Source organism: Methanothermobacter tenebrarum (assembly GCF_023167465.1).
Taxonomy (GTDB): Archaea; Methanobacteriota; Methanobacteria; order Methanobacteriales; family DSM-23052; genus Methanothermobacter_A; species Methanothermobacter_A tenebrarum.
The window spans coordinates 346,738-361,186 of the sequence record NZ_AP025698.1 but is presented as its reverse complement, the minus strand read 5'-3'; the positions used below and the strand labels follow the sequence as shown (position 1 = coordinate 361,186).

Annotated in this window: 13 protein-coding genes and 5 tRNA genes; 16 read left to right on the top strand and 2 right to left on the bottom strand. The window is 43.2% G+C overall.

The genetic code is table 11. The features are described from left to right. Positions 1-11 precede the first annotated feature (11 nt). Positions 12-851, bottom strand: coding sequence for a DUF1002 domain-containing protein (locus MTTB_RS02015; protein WP_248564859.1), 840 nt, complete (start codon positions 849-851; stop codon positions 12-14). Between the two features lie 16 nt (positions 852-867). Continuing rightward, positions 868-1,785, bottom strand: a complete 918-nt coding sequence (gene twy1 / locus MTTB_RS02010; protein ID WP_248565243.1) for a 4-demethylwyosine synthase TYW1 — start codon at positions 1,783-1,785, stop codon at positions 868-870. A 233-nt stretch (positions 1,786-2,018) separates the two neighbouring features. Here twy1 and tpiA point away from each other — a divergent pair, with 233 nt between their 5' ends. From tpiA to rpsG, 16 genes are all read left to right on the top strand, one after another. After that, entirely contained in the window at positions 2,019-2,693 is a 675-nt protein-coding gene (gene tpiA / locus MTTB_RS02005; RefSeq protein ID WP_248564858.1) for a triose-phosphate isomerase, read from the top strand. Between the two features lie 23 nt (positions 2,694-2,716). Continuing rightward, a complete protein-coding gene (locus MTTB_RS02000) occupies positions 2,717-3,937 on the top strand; it encodes a phosphoglycerate kinase (protein WP_248564857.1) in 1,221 nt (406 codons plus the stop codon). Between the two features lie 100 nt (positions 3,938-4,037). After that, positions 4,038-4,111 (top strand) — tRNA-Thr (locus MTTB_RS01995). A 15-nt stretch (positions 4,112-4,126) separates the two neighbouring features. Further along, positions 4,127-4,201, top strand: a tRNA-Pro gene (locus MTTB_RS01990). A 12-nt stretch (positions 4,202-4,213) separates the two neighbouring features. Continuing rightward, positions 4,214-4,287 (top strand) — tRNA-Tyr (locus tag MTTB_RS01985). A gap of 221 nt (positions 4,288-4,508) precedes the next feature. Beyond that, positions 4,509-4,580: transfer RNA gene (locus tag MTTB_RS01980), tRNA-Asp, on the top strand. 8 nt (positions 4,581-4,588) lie between these two features. Then, a tRNA-Lys gene (locus tag MTTB_RS01975) sits at positions 4,589-4,662 on the top strand. A gap of 43 nt (positions 4,663-4,705) precedes the next feature. After that, entirely contained in the window at positions 4,706-4,939 is a 234-nt protein-coding gene (locus MTTB_RS01970) for a DNA-directed RNA polymerase subunit H (protein WP_248564856.1), read from the top strand. 29 nt (positions 4,940-4,968) lie between these two features. Next, entirely contained in the window at positions 4,969-6,513 is a 1,545-nt protein-coding gene (locus MTTB_RS01965) for a DNA-directed RNA polymerase subunit B'' (RefSeq protein WP_248564855.1), read from the top strand. 17 nt (positions 6,514-6,530) lie between these two features. Further along, positions 6,531-8,336: a DNA-directed RNA polymerase subunit B gene (gene rpoB, locus MTTB_RS01960; protein ID WP_248564854.1), complete on the top strand. Its 1,806-nt coding sequence runs from the start codon at positions 6,531-6,533 to the stop codon at positions 8,334-8,336. A gap of 27 nt (positions 8,337-8,363) precedes the next feature. Further along, on the top strand, positions 8,364-11,516 hold the full coding sequence (locus tag MTTB_RS01955; RefSeq protein ID WP_248564853.1) for a DNA-directed RNA polymerase subunit A': 3,153 nt from the start codon (positions 8,364-8,366) through the stop codon (positions 11,514-11,516). Between the two features lie 21 nt (positions 11,517-11,537). Beyond that, the gene (gene rpoA2 / locus MTTB_RS01950) at positions 11,538-12,698 is read left to right on the top strand and encodes a DNA-directed RNA polymerase subunit A'' (protein WP_248564852.1); all 1,161 of its coding nucleotides are present in this window, start codon (positions 11,538-11,540) and stop codon (positions 12,696-12,698) included. Then, entirely contained in the window at positions 12,699-12,995 is a 297-nt protein-coding gene (locus MTTB_RS01945; protein ID WP_248564851.1) for a 50S ribosomal protein L30e, read from the top strand. A gap of 5 nt (positions 12,996-13,000) precedes the next feature. After that, on the top strand, positions 13,001-13,432 hold the full coding sequence (locus MTTB_RS01940; protein WP_248564850.1) for a NusA-like transcription termination signal-binding factor: 432 nt from the start codon (positions 13,001-13,003) through the stop codon (positions 13,430-13,432). Positions 13,433-13,453: 21 nt separating this feature from the next. After that, positions 13,454-13,879 carry a 30S ribosomal protein S12 gene (locus tag MTTB_RS01935; RefSeq protein WP_112093553.1) on the top strand — a complete coding sequence of 142 codons (426 nt, stop codon included), beginning with the start codon at positions 13,454-13,456 and terminating at the stop codon, positions 13,877-13,879. Positions 13,880-13,884: 5 nt separating this feature from the next. After that, positions 13,885-14,445: a 30S ribosomal protein S7 gene (rpsG, locus tag MTTB_RS01930; protein WP_248564849.1), complete on the top strand. Its 561-nt coding sequence runs from the start codon at positions 13,885-13,887 to the stop codon at positions 14,443-14,445. The last annotated feature ends 4 nt before the right edge of the window (positions 14,446-14,449 follow it).

The window sequence follows — 14,449 nt, the reverse complement described above, 5'->3', positions numbered from 1 at the left end:
CAGAACCCCTTTTATGTGGATAGTAAACTTATTAGGTAATCATAGCGGCTTTGTAACCATGAATATAATTGATCTTCTAGTCTAGGACCGTGTGTCTCCTTTTCCAATCTCTTTTTGATGTTGGTGGTTAGTCCATGTACTTTCTGTGAATTCGCGATTACTTGTGATATATCCTCTATTTGGGTGCTTGTGAGGTTAATATCTAGTTTATCCGCGGTGTTGCTGACTATCTGTTTTATCTTATGGGTATCATTTATATTTTCAAATTCTGTCCTATTTTTGACTTCACTGATTAGTTGGGCGATGCTATCACCACTTTCACCGGTCTCATTTACTAGTCTGGTTTGGAGGTGTATTTCTTTAAGGGATGCCATTTTAACTTCATCTGGTATTTTAGCCCCTATGAGGGTCTCATATGATCTGAATATGCCTAGGAGAGTTGCTTCTCCAGATGCTGGTAATGGTGAGGACACCACCACATAGCCCCTTTCTATACCAGCGGATTTTAAACTGTTTGCATACATTTGAGGCGTTACATTTTTTATTTTACTCTGATCAACGATTATTGTAAGATTATCATGGTCTAGGTCAACCATTGCACATGAAAATATTTGACCCTGATTATATACTTCGCCTGTAACATTCTCTGATATCCTGTTAACATCCTGGGCCCTTATAACCTCTATATTAACATCTTTTATACTTTTATCTGTTTTTGATTGGAAATAATCCATCATAGCCTTTTTATATTCTGGATTTTTATAGGTGGTTTCTCCTATTGTAATTGAAAGCCCTGAAGCTCCATAGACAAATAGTATTGAGAGTATTAGGGCCAATAGGATGTATCTCATTGGGATTCCCCCACACTTAGCCTAGGAGTACTACTCTGCTCTCCTTTGATTTGTCGATTATATTCATGTTGGTTAGTTTGGCTATTTTGTCTGCGAATTCATAAACTTCGAAGAATAATGGCATGTTTTCCATTTCTAATCTTTTTCGTGAATATCCTAGGTACATGTAGGCTTTAACTTCCACGAAGTCTGGTTGGGCTTTTTTTATGAGGGTGGCGTAGCCCCTTGGGTTTGTCATGTTTTTTCCATTAACTGCTGTTATCCTTAAAACTTTTCGACAGTTGAAACTTGGGAGTAGTTCTAATGATCTGTTCAGGTGCTCCCATGCATTTTCTGTTTGTGGTCGGCAAAGTTTTTTGTGGATTTTTTCGGAGGGTGCGTCTAGTGAAATGTAGAGTTGGGTGGGTTCTTCTGAAAGATTTTCAAGTGCCTTGTAGTTGATGCCGTTGGTAACTAGGAATGTTGTGAATTTCCTTTTATGGAATTCCTTGATGAGTTCATTTATCATCGGATATAGTAGTGGTTCCCCTGCTAATGATATGGCTGCATTATTGGGTTCTTGTGCTTCAAGGAGTTTTTTCTTGTTAGCTTTTTCGTTGCCGAAGAATCCGCAGAGGAGGTTCCTCTGTGCGTTGATACAGTCATCTATTATATCCGCTGGTTCGTCATAGTCCCCGTCCCATTCTGTTCTCGTGTATTTAAGGTCTCTCCAACAGAAAAGACATTTTTGTTGGCAGAAGAATATGCTCGGGGACATTTGCAAGCACCTGTGGCTTTTAATACCATAGAATTTTTGCTTGTAGCATGTTCCCTCATCTAATATGCTCTTTTTTGTCCACAGGCAAGTTTTCACTGCTGTATGGGCATGTTCACCAACGAATCTGTACCCCATCCTTTCCAGTCTTTTGAGTTTCTCGAATTTTGAAATGAACACAGCCACCCACCTATACTCACACAATAAACCCACTAGGAGTTATACCCTCTCCTCCCTTGTTATCAGGGATTGATAGTCATATGATTGTGCCAATACTTATGATATTGAAATATTAATATATTCTTGTAGGGGGTCATAAAGTAGATAAATAGGAGGGCTTATTTAATAGTTTTTATAAAGAGTGATTACACCCCCTATTAAATTTGGGGGTAGAAGTATTTGGAGGCTTATCATTGAAGTATGATACTCCCATTGTAATATTGAATTTTAAAACTTATATTGAAGCTACTGGTGAGAATGCTGTGAATTTAGCCCGTGCTTGTGAAGGAGTGGCTGATGAAACTGGTGTTAATATTGTGGTCGCGCCACAGCATATGGACCTTTTTAGGGTGGCTGAAAGGGTTAAAATACCAGTGGTCGCGCAACATATCGACCCTATAGATGCCGGTGGACACACTGGTAGCATACTCCTAGAATGTGCGGAGGAAGCCGGGGCTACGGGAACCCTTATAAATCATTCAGAGAAGAGGATGAAACTTGCAGATGTCCAAAGAGTAATAGAGAGGGTTAAAGCGGCTGGCCTTGTTAGCATAGTCTGCACAAATAATGTGGATACGAGCGCGGCTGCGGCTGCGATGGGCCCTGATTTCGTGGCGGTGGAGCCTCCAGAACTTATAGGATCTGGCATCCCGGTGTCTAAGGCAGAACCTGAAGTGGTCGCTGGGACTGTGGATGCTGTTAAGAAAATAAACCCTAATGTTAAAGTGCTCTGTGGGGCTGGGATATCTACAGGTGAAGATTTTAAAGCGGCTATTGATCTTGGATCAGAGGGAGTGCTCTTAGCTTCCGGTGTCATATTAGCTGATAACCCCCGTGAAGCTCTCTTGGACCTGGTAAGTAGAATATAAATTAATCTGGGGGTGGACATTGAATGTCAGTAGATTTCAAGACCATAGACGACCTTGAATTGAATGGTAAAACCGTACTTTTAAGGATTGATATAAACTCGCCTGTAGATCCGCACACCGGGAGAATACTTGATGATACACGTCTCAGACTTCACTCAGAGACCATAGATGAGCTTGCGAGCATGGATGCGAAGGTGGTTATATTAGCCCACCAAAGCAGGCCAGGTAAAAAGGATTTCACAACCCTGGAAAGGCATGCGGAGGTTCTATCGGATGTCCTGGGGCGTCCTGTAAAGTATGTGGAGGATATTTTTGGATGCGCTGCCAGGGAGGAAATTTCAAAGATGAAAAAGGGGGATATAATACTCTTGGAGAACGTCCGTTTTTATTCAGAGGAAGTCCTGAAAAGGGAGCCTAGAATCCAAGCAAAAACTCATCTTGTCAGAAAATTATCCCCACTTATCGATTATTATATTAATGATGCGTTTGCCGCAGCCCATAGATCCCAACCCTCACTTGTAGGTTTCGCGGTGAAATTACCCTCCGCCGCTGGGAGGGTTATGGAAAGAGAATTAAAGATCCTATATAGTGCGCTTGAAAATGTTAAAAGGCCTTGTGTTTATGTTCTCGGGGGTGTTAAAGTCGATGACTCCATAAAAGTCATAGAGAACGTCCTGGGAAAGGATAGTGCTGATTATATATTGACCGCGGGTCTTGTGGCTAACGTGTTCCTGAAAGCGGCTAAGATAGATATAGGTAAATGTAATGAGAAACTGATAAAAAAGAGAGGCTACAAGAACCTTATAAAAGTGGCTAAGAAGCTTATGAAAAAATTCAGGGATAAAATACTCATACCAGTTGACGTGGCAGTATGCAAAGATGATAAAAGGTTGGATGTGCCCATAGAGGATATCCCGGATCTTCCCATTTATGATATTGGCCTGGAAACCATAAAGGTTTATGCAGAGAAGATAAGGAACGCTAAGATGATAGTTGCAAATGGTCCTGCGGGGGTTTTCGAGAACCCGGAGTTTAGTATAGGCACCGAGGACTTGCTTAATGCCATATCATCATCATCAGGTTTTTCCATAGTCGGCGGCGGCCATTTAGCCGCTGCAGCGGTTCAAATGGGCCTCCAAGATGGTATAGATCATATAAGTAGTGGGGGCGGGGCTGCTATAAGTTTATTGGCTGGTGAGGAATTACCAGCCGTTAAGGTGCTCTGTAATCCCCCGAATATTTAAATTTATATCATATTATCTCACATAAGTATATATAGTGAAGATTTTTATATTGCGTGTTTACCGTAAAATATTTAAATATTAATAGCCTAATATGATGAATGCCTCGGTAGCTCAGTCTGGTGGAGCGCGAGACTTGTAATCTCGTGGTCGCGGGTTCAATTCCCGTCCGGGGCTTCATATAATCCCAATGGGACCATAGGGTAGCCTGGTCGATCCTTTGGGCTTTGGGAGCCTGAGACCCCGGTTCAAATCCGGGTGGTCCCATATACTATTGTACCCGCCTTAGCTCAATTTGGCAGAGCATCGGACTGTAGATCCGAGGGTTGCCGGTTCAAGTCCGGCAGGCGGGATTTTTCCCCACCTCCCCCCACAAATATTTTATAATGGGAAAATATTTATAAGTCGTAATAGAAAATATATAACATTCAACGTTTCTAGGGAGTAGATATAATCACACTCCGAGTTAGTGTGCCTAGGGTCTCATCAAAAATGTTTAATCTGAATAGAATGGAGGGTAAAATATTTAAGGGAGTGAGATGGATAGATTGGGATAATCTCATTTTAGAAGACTGCCCTGGTGGTGTAGGGGCTATCATGCGGGCCTGTCGAGCCCGCGACTCGGGTTCAATTCCCGGCCAGGGCGTCCCCATAGGGCCCGTAGCTCAGTCTGGAAGAGCGCTTGGCTTTTAACCAAGTGGTCGCGGGTTCAATTCCCGTCGGGCCCGTTCCCCTGATTTTAGGCCATATTTTTCATGTGGAGGATGAATTGTGAAGAAGGATATATTAAAACATCAACTGGTACCGGAACATGTTATTTTATCCGAAGAGGAGGCCGAGAAAATCCTCGAGGAGATGAAAATCCACGCCGAACAACTACCTAGGATAAGGACTGACGACCCTGTAGTGAAGGCTATAGGGGCGAAAGAGGGGGATATACTGAAGATAATAAGGGAAAGTCCAACCGCGGGCAGATTTGTAACATATAGGATAGTTCAAGATTGATCAAGATTATATTTTTTTGGAGGAAGTCCATGAGAGAAAGTGCATGGGAATTGGTAGATGCGTTTTTTGACAAATACAATCTGGTAGACCACCACCTTGAATCCTACAACGATTTTGTAAATAACAGGATACAGGAGATAATAGATACTAGCGAGCCCATCGAATTCGAAGAGGGAAAATATAGAGTGGAGACTGGAGCCCTTGAGATAGAGAAACCCTTCATCAAGGAAGCTGACGGATCCACCACTAAAATATTCCCAATGGAGGCCAGGCTTAGAAACTTAACCTATTCAGCGCATATGAGCCTTGAAATGCGACTTTTAAAAGAGGGTGCTCCAGAGCCAGATTTCGAGAAAGTCTACATTGGAGAATTACCAGTGATGTTAAAATCGGAAATATGTCATCTCCACGGGCTCAATGAGAAGGAACTCATAGAGAAAGGGGAAGATCCACAAGACCCTGGAGGATACTTCATAGTCAACGGATCCGAGAGATCACTCGTAACCACAGAAGAGATAGCCCCAAACAAGATCATCCTAGAAAGGATGGGTGAAATCGAAGAGAACAGGGCCAGGGCTATTGTAACATCGATAAAAAGCGGTTTCAGGGCTCGTATATCGGTTGAATATAAAAAGCCCAGGAGGAAAGGGGTGTACCTCCGTATATCATTCCCATACGTCCCGGGAGAAATACCCCTCGTAATATTATTAAGGGCCCTTGGATTGGCCACAGACGAGGAAATCATAACAAGCATCTCTGATGACTTGAACTATCAGATGGTGGCCACCGATGATATAGAAGTTTCCTCTGATAAACTCAAAATAGACTATGAGAAATTAGAGAAATTGGAAGAGGAAGAACGTAGAGAATACCTGATATTAAGCGCCATCAAATATATTGGTAACAGGGTCGCCAAGGGTATGACAGAAGATTACAGGATAAGAAGAGCAGAAGATGTGATAGACCGTTACTTGTTACCCCATATTGGCACAGAACCCGAAAAGAGGATTGATAAAGCAATTTACCTCGCTGAGATGACTGAAATGTTATTACAGGTCATATCCGGTGAAAGAGAACCCCACGACAAGGACCATTACACCAACAAGAGATTAAGAGTCTCGGGGGATCTTATGGAGGATCTTTTCAGGGTAGCGTTCACAAGTTTAACAAGGGACATGACCTACCAGTTAGAAAGGAGCCTTGCAAGGGGCAAGGAGCCCTCAGTGAAACAAGCAGTCCGTTCAGACGTCCTCACAGAGAATATAAAACATGCGATCGCCACAGGAAACTGGGTGGGTGGCAGAGCAGGTATAAGCCAGTTGCTCGACCGTACAAGTTACATGGGCACGCTATCACACCTTCGAAGGGTAGTATCCCCATTAAGCCGGAGCCAGCCACACTTCGAAGCCAGGGACCTCCACCCAACACAATTCGGGAAAATATGCCCAAATGAAACCCCAGAAGGTCCCAACTGTGGCCTGGTAAAAAACCTTGCATTAATGGTTAAAATCTCAGAGGGCGCGGAGCCAGACGAGATAAAAGATGTGATCAAAAAAATGGGGATCATAAACTAGAATGGGGGGTCCATTAAATGGCCAAGATTTATATTAACGGAGAACTTATAGGCACTTGTGATGAGCCTGAAGAGTTTGTTGAGGAGATGAGGGAAAAGAGGAGGCAAGGAGAAGTCTCCCATGAGATGAACATCACATATTATCCTGAGAATAATGAAATTTACATTTTCACAGACCCTGGGAGAGCTAGAAGACCCCTCATAATAGTAAAAGATGGTAAACCACTCCTCACAGAAGAACACCTAGAACTTTTAAGAGAAGGTGAAATCGGATGGGACGACCTTGTAAAAGAGGGTGTGGTAGAATACTTAGACGCAGAGGAGGAGGAAAACGCTTATATTGCAATCTCAGAGGATGAACTGACAAAGGAGCACACACACCTTGAAATAGACCCTTCAACGATGCTCGGCATATGCGCCGGTATCATACCCTTCGCAAACCATAATTCATCACCAAGGAATACAATGGAAGCGGGCATGACCAAACAGGCCTTGGGCTTTTACGCGTCCAATTATAAGCTTAGGACAGATACGAGGGCGCATTTACTTCACTATCCACAGGAGCCCATAGTGAAAACCAGGATAATAGATGTTATAGGATATGATAATAGGCCCTCAGGGCAAAATTTCGTAGTTGCGGTGATGTCCTATGAGGGCTACAATATGGAGGATGCTCTCATCCTAAATAGGGCCTCACTTGAAAGGGGACTTGCAAGGTCAACATTCTTCAGATCCTATGAAGCTTCTGAGAGGAAATATCCTGGAGGCCAGGAGGATCGTTTCGAAATACCTGAGAAGGGTGTGAGGGGTTATCGTTCAGAGAGTGCTTACAGGCATCTTGACGAGGATGGGATAGTGAACCCTGAATCAAAGGTCTTCTCTGGTGATGTTCTAATCGGTAAAACATCCCCTCCACGTTTCCTCGAAGAGATAGATGAGTTCGGTACTGTTGCGGAGAGGAGGAGGGAGACCTCAGTCACCGTGAGACATGGTGAAAAGGGCGTGGTTGATGCTGTTCTCCTCACAGAAACTGTTGAGGGTAATAGGCTGGTTAAGATACGTTTAAGGGATCAGAGACAACCCGAGTTAGGTGATAAGTTCGCTTCAAGGCACGGGCAGAAGGGTGTTGTTGGGCTCATAGTACCTGAGGAGGACATGCCATTCACAGAGGATGGGATAATACCTGATCTTATCATAAACCCCCATGCGATACCCTCTAGGATGTCTGTTGGACAGGTGCTGGAGATGATGGCTGGTAAAGCAGCTTGCATGGATGCTAGGAGGGTTGATGGGACACCATTCACTGGTGAAAAAGAGGAGGATATAAAGGAGGCCCTCAAGGCCAATGGGTTCGAAACTGCCGGGGTTGAAGCATTATATGATGGTGTTACAGGTGAAAAACTTCAAGCAGAGATATTCATAGGAGTGGCATATTATCAGAAACTCCATCATATGACAACCGATAAGGTATATGCACGATCAAGGGGTCCTGTACAGGTACTTACAAGACAACCAACAGAAGGCCGGGCCAGAGAAGGTGGTCTGAGATTTGGTGAAATGGAAAGGGACTGCCTAATAGCCCATGGCGCGGCATTAACGCTCAAGGAGAGGCTGTTGGATGAATCGGATAAGTATGAGGCTCTTGTCTGTTCTGAGTGTGGTATGTTGGCTATATACGATCGTATAAGGGGTAAAACATATTGTCCAATCTGTGAAGATTCGGAATCATTCCCAGTTGAGATATCCTATGCATTCAAACTATTATTAGACGAGCTTAAAAGCCTCTGCATATTCCCAAAGCTCATCCTAGAAGATAAGGCATAAAAAAAGATGGAAGGGGAGAGACCAAACTTGAAAGGCATTCTTAAAAAGATTTCCAAGATAAACTTTGGGCTGCTTTCACCAGATGAGATAAGGAAAATGTCAGTAGCTCAGATCATAACACCCGACACATATGACGAGGACGGGTATCCTATCGAAAATGGTCTGATGGACCGACGCCTTGGCGTCATAGACCCCGGACTGAGATGTAAAACATGCGGCGCCAAGGGAGGGGACTGTCCAGGTCACTTCGGCCACATAAACTTGGCAAGGCCGGTAATACACGTCGGATTCGCTGATACTATACATAAGATCCTTAGATCCACATGCAGAAAATGTGGAAGGATACTCCTAGGCGATGATGAGATAGAATATTATACGCTCTTATTCAATGAAGCTATGGAGAGGGAGGAGAACCTCACAGATATTATAAAGGAAGTTTATGATGTTGCAAGGCGTGAAAGATGCCCACACTGTGATGAAGACCAGGGAGACATCAAAATAGACAAACCAGTATCCATAGTAGAAAAAGATCACAAATTAACAGTCGATGAAACCATAGAACTTCTAGAAGATATAATTGAAATGTTAGATGAAGGTTACACGCTCGAATCACCCGAACTAATAGAATTACTAGAAAGAAGGTACAGATTAACATCAACGGAGATTAAAAGGTTAACTAGAGAACTTGAAGAGAGCCTAGAGAGGATCAGAGTATCCCTAGAGGAAGTTAAGAATTTCAGGAGAATCTTTGAAAAAACCGGTAGAAAATCAACATTCGACGAGATCATAGAATCCCTGGAAAAGTTAAACGAAGAGTCAGAGGAAGGGTCAGATAACCCGGTAACTGGATTGGAGAACCTCAAGGAAAAGACGGAAATATTAGAAGAATTTGGTAAAACCTTGAAAGATGAACCAGAAATCGGGGACGAGATTGGAAAACTTCTTAAAGTAATTAGGGAAGTTGAAGAGAACCCGGAGAAAATATCAGATCTTAAGGTGGAGTTAAAGGAGATAATGAGGCCCATGGAAGTTTTGGAGGAGATTAGGGGTCTTAGGGAGCTCCTTGACGTGATCGATTATAAGTTGACTCCAAGCGAAGTTAGGGAAAGGCTGGAAAGAATAACTGATGAGGACTCCCTGCTACTTGGGGTGAACCCTGAGGTTGCAAGGCCAGAATGGATGGTTCTAACGGTATTACCTGTTCCTCCTGTAACTGTAAGGCCTTCAATCACCCTAGAGACTGGTGAACGTTCAGAGGATGATCTCACACACAAGCTCGTTGACATACTAAGGATTAATCAACGCCTTAAGGAGAACATGGAAGCTGGAGCGCCCCAACTTATCGTTGAAGACCTATGGGAACTTTTACAATACCATGTGACAACATACTTTGATAATGAAGCATCAGGCGTGCCACCAGCAAGGCACAGGTCGGGAAGACCCCTCAAAACATTAGCTCAACGATTAAAGGGCAAGGAAGGACGATTCAGGGGCAATCTTTCAGGGAAAAGGGTTAACTTCTCTGCACGTACAGTAATATCCCCTGATCCTAATATAAGCATTAATGAGGTGGGCGTGCCTGAGATAATAGCCAAGGAGGTCACAGTACCAGTACATGTGACCGAATGGAACATAGATGAGGTCAAAGAGTATATTAAAAATGGACCGGATAAACATCCAGGAGCAAATTATGTTATAAGACCAGATAACCGCAAGATAAGGATCTATGAGGAGACAAAGGAGGCCATACTCGAAAAAATAGAACCAGGCTACATCGTCGAAAGACACCTCAAAGACGGCGACATAGTATTATTTAATAGGCAACCATCATTGCATAGAATGTCAATGATGGCACATGAAGTCCGCGTACTACCATACAAGACATTCCGTTTAAACCTTTGTGTCTGCCCACCATATAACGCCGACTTTGACGGGGACGAGATGAACTTGCACGTTCTGCAGACAGAAGAAGCCCGCGCAGAAGCCAAGACACTCATGCGCGTACAAGAACACATACTCTCACCAAGATTCGGCGGACCCATAATCGGGGGCATACACGACCACATTTCAGGAGCATACCTCCTAACAAGAAAAGGTACAGAATTTGAGGAAGGAGACGCATTCCAACTCTTGAAAAGGGCGGGAATATCATTACCCGACAGAAAAGGGAGAAAATGGACTGGAAAAGAGATATTCAGCATGGTACTTCCTGATGATCTTAACATAACATACAAGGCAGAAATCTGTAGAAAATGTGAAGATTGCCTCAAAGAAGAATGCGAATATGATGCATATGTTGTAATAGAAGACGGACAACTAAAATCTGGGGTAATAGACGAGAAAGCGTATGGTGCCTTCTCAGGCAAAATACTGGATCATATTGTGAAGGAATACGGTACTGATAAAGCCCGCGAATTCCTAGATACGGCTACAAGATTGGCCATAGCCGCCATAATGAAAGTAGGATTCACAACAAGCATCAGAGACGAGGAAATACCAGAAGAAGCCAAAGAAAGGATAGAAGCCCACTTAAAGAATGCTGAAAAAAGGGTTGACAGACTAATCGAAGCCTATGAAAACAAAGAACTTGAACCATTACCTGGTAGAACACTTGAGGAAACCCTTGAAATGAAGATAATGCAAGTTCTGGGAGAGGCCAGGGACAAGTCAGGGGAAATCGCAGAAGAATATCTTGACATGGAAGAAAACCATGCAGTTATAATGGCCCTCACCGGTGCAAGGGGGTCCATGCTCAACTTGACACAGATAACAGCATGTGTAGGCCAGCAATCCGTGCGTGGAAGCAGGATCACAAGAGGATACACTAAGAGAACCCTACCACACTTCAAAAAGGGTGAATTAGGTGCTAAGGCGAGGGGCTTCGTACATTCAAGTTACAAGGAAGGCCTAGACCCCTTGGAGTTTTTCTTCCATGCAATGGGTGGGAGAGAAGGTCTTGTTGACACTGCTATCAGAACAGCCCAGAGCGGTTACATGCAAAGAAGACTTGTAAACGCTCTCCAAGACTTGACGGTGACGGACGATGGTATGGTAATCGACAATAGGGGGATTGTGGTCCAGAGACTTTATGGGGAAGATGGTGTCGACCCGGCAAAAAGCGATTATGGTGAAATAGTGGACCTTGAAAAACTAGTGGATGAGATTAGAGCGGGTAAATAAAATCCCAGTGTGGGTGATTTTGTGGAAACATTAGAGAAGGTTAAAAAAATCGTGGAAAAAAAGGACTTTGAATTCCCAGAAAAACTTATATCAGAGATGGCTAGGGTGGCCGAGGATAAACAGTTGGATGATGATGAACTCAGCGAATTGATAGAAAAGGCTCATCGAGCATATGAGAGGGCTAAGGTAGAGGAGGGGGAGGCTGTAGGTACTGTTGCAGCGCAGTCTGTGGGCGAACCCGGTACTCAGATGACAATGCGTACCTTCCACTATGCTGGGGTGGCTGAGCTTAATGTTACACTTGGCCTCCCAAGGCTTATAGAGATTGTTGATGCCCGTAAAAAGATTTCAACACCTACAATGGACATATACTTTGAGGAGGATAAGAGGGATGATGAAGAATTTGTGAGAAAAATTGCTAACGAGATTGGTAAAAGCACCCTGAATGATGTCCTGAAAAATTTCAATATCAATTATGCTGAGATGAACATTGTTGTTGAATTGGACGAGGAAAAAATCAAGGAAAAGCGGCTTAATTATGAGGATATAATACAACGTGTAAAAAAAGCTTTTAAGGAAGTAGAAATAAATGATAATATACTAATATTTGAACTTGAACCTTCAAAGCGTACCATAAGGGATCTTAGACTTCTAGCTGATAAAGTACGCAATCACCAAATAAGTGGAGTTAAAAACATAGGTAAAGTGGTTGTCAGAAAAGAAGAAGATGAATGGGTAATACATACTGAAGGTTCGAACCTTGGAGCTGTTCCCAAAATAGATGGTGTTGACAAAGTCAGGACAATGACAAATGACATACATGAGATAGAGAAGGTTCTAGGGATAGAAGCAGCGAGGAACGCTATAATACACGAGGCAAAGAAGACAATGGAAGAACAGGGACTGACAGTGGATATAAGACACATCATGCTAGTAGCTGATATGATGACGGCAGATGGTACGGTGAAATCCATTGGAAGACATGGTGTCAGCGGCGAGAAGGCGAGCGTCCTTGCAAGAGCATCCTTCGAAGAAACAGGAAAACACCTTCTAAGAGCCAGTATAAGGGGAGAAGTAGATAACCTCAACGGTATCATAGAGAATATCATCATAGGCCAACCCATACCATTAGGCACGGGCTCCGTGAGCATTATAATGAAACAAGAGGATAGGGGGAAGTAAATGGACATAGATAGAGGGATAAGAGTAGCTGTGGATACAGGTAACGTTATATTAGGCTCGAAGAAATCCATCCAAAACCTGAAACTAGGTAAAGGCAAACTGGTAATAATAGCTGAAAACGCCCCAGAGGATATAAAAGATGATGTGGAATATTATGCTAAACTTTCCAATATTCCCGTCTATGTTTATAATGGGAGTAGCGTTGAATTAGGCTCAGTATGTGGTAAACCCTTCACTGTCACTACTCTCCTCATACAAGATCCTGGTGACTCAACAATACTAGAAATAGTGGGGTAGATTCCGTGAATATAAAATTCACTACAAACGAGATAAGATACATTGCACTCTTTGAAAGCATGACAGGTGCAATGGTGAAAGATTGTATAGTGGATGATAAAAATGGGAAGATAACATTCCTTGTTAAAAAGGGGGACATTGGCCTCGCGATTGGGAGAAGAGGCAGTAACGTGGCCAAGGTCCAGAAGGCCGTTGACAAGGGAGTTGAAGTGATTGAGCACTCCGATGATCCGGTTGAATTCATAGCTAACCTATTCGCCCCCATAAAACTGAGGAGCATAAGAATACTCCAAAGAGACAACGGAGAGAAAATAGCCACTATAGAAGTAAACCCAAAGGATAGAAGGGCAGTGATAGGTAGAGGGGGCCAGAATATTGAAAGGGCCAGGATATTAGCAAAGAGGCAGCATAACATAAATAATATCATAATTAAATAATCTTTCGGGAGGGAATCACACTTGCCAGGACTTTTCGCAGCAAAAAAACTCAAAAAGGACAGACAAAAGTTTAGATGGAAGGACCCGCAATATAAGAGAAGAGCATTACGCTTAGATGTTAAAGCAGACCCCCTTGAAGGAGCGCCACAAGCAAGGGGTATAGTAATAGAAAAGGTTGGTATAGAGGCAAAACAGCCAAACTCAGCTATAAGAAAATGTGTAAGGGTCCAGTTGATCAAGAACGGTAAACAGATAACCGCATTCGCCCCTGGAGATGGTGCGATCGGTTTCATCGACGAACACGATGAAGTAATCGTGGAGGGTATAGGAGGCCCAGCAGGGAGGGCGATGGGTGACATTCCAGGCGTCCGCTGGAAGGTCACCAAGGTCAATAATGTATCACTCCAGGAAATGGTTAAAGGTAAGATAGAGAAACCAGTGAGGTAATATTTATGAGTTTAGTCTTTGACAAATGGGAGATAAAAGAGGTGAAAGTCGAGGACAGGGGACTGGCCAAATACATTTCCCTGGAAGAGGTGCTCGTCCCACATACAATGGGAAGACACGTGAAAAGACAATTCGCAAAATCAAAGGTTTCAATAATTGAAAGACTAATAAACAAGGTTATGAGAACAGAAAAGAACACTGGGAAAAAGAATAAGGCATACAAGATCGTTAAAAGGGCATTCGAGATAATAAACCAGCGGACAAAGAAGAACCCGATAGAAGTCCTAGTTAAGGCCATAGAGAACACATCCCCACGTGAGGAGACAACAAGGATAAAATATGGGGGTATAGCTTATCAAGTCGCTGTTGACGTATCCCCACAAAGGAGACTCGATTTATCCTTGAACTTCCTCACAAAGGGTGCCATGCAAGCAGCCTTCAAAACCAAAAAATCAATAGAAGAATGCCTGGCCCAGGAGATCATATTAGCCTCAGAGTATGATACAAGGAGCTTCGCAATCCAAAAGAAAGAAGAAAAAGAGAGAATAGCCAGATCAGCGCATTAAGGTG

Excerpts from the sequence above, each read along its gene's own strand:
- MTTB_RS02015 (WP_248564859.1), bottom strand. The coding sequence starts at position 851 with ATGAGATACATCCTATTGGCCCTAATACTCTCAATACTATTTGTCTAT.
- MTTB_RS02000 (WP_248564857.1), top strand. The coding sequence starts at position 2,717 with ATGTCAGTAGATTTCAAGACCATAGACGACCTTGAATTGAATGGTAAA.
- MTTB_RS01965 (WP_248564855.1), top strand. The coding sequence starts at position 4,969 with ATGAGAGAAAGTGCATGGGAATTGGTAGATGCGTTTTTTGACAAATAC.
- rpoB (WP_248564854.1), top strand. The coding sequence starts at position 6,531 with ATGGCCAAGATTTATATTAACGGAGAACTTATAGGCACTTGTGATGAG.
- MTTB_RS01945 (WP_248564851.1), top strand. The coding sequence starts at position 12,699 with ATGGACATAGATAGAGGGATAAGAGTAGCTGTGGATACAGGTAACGTT.
- rpsG (WP_248564849.1), top strand. The coding sequence starts at position 13,885 with ATGAGTTTAGTCTTTGACAAATGGGAGATAAAAGAGGTGAAAGTCGAG.